The organism is Psychrobacter sp. W2-37-MNA-CIBAN-0211 (genome assembly GCF_040309405.1).
GTDB lineage: Bacteria > Pseudomonadota > Gammaproteobacteria > Pseudomonadales > Moraxellaceae > Psychrobacter > Psychrobacter glaciei.
Genome location: NZ_JBEOOU010000064.1, coordinates 1 through 352, shown reverse-complemented (window position 1 = coordinate 352; position 352 = coordinate 1). Strand labels below are relative to the sequence as shown.

1 protein-coding gene is annotated in these 352 nt (G+C 36.4%); it reads left to right on the top strand.

What is annotated here, in order from left to right; translation table 11 throughout:
• Positions 1-116 precede the first annotated feature (116 nt).
• The coding region (locus AAEY72_RS16685; RefSeq protein ID WP_352311168.1) for a hypothetical protein at positions 117-352 on the top strand (236 nt) is incomplete at its 3' end.

The following is a 352-nucleotide window of genomic DNA, read 5'->3' as shown; positions in this document are numbered from 1 at the left end:
TGACAATATTGTAATCTTGCTGTCATCTCTCTGTCAGAATCAATGAAGTATGCTTTAAAATAACTTAACATCCCAAAGATTTTTTGACTCTATACCAAATCAAATAAGGATTTACCATGTCATTATTCAAATCAATGCCACTATCTAAATCAATCGTAGCCACTGCTATAGCCTTAGTTGTTTCAACGTCAGCGTTGGCACATGACCCAAAAATGCATGCGCAGAAAGATCAGATGAACTGCGAAAAGATGGAAAAACACATGGATATGATGGGAAAAATGGATCATAGCAAAATGGATATGAACGATCCTGCTATGAAAGCCATGATGACCAACATGAGCAAAATGAAAGC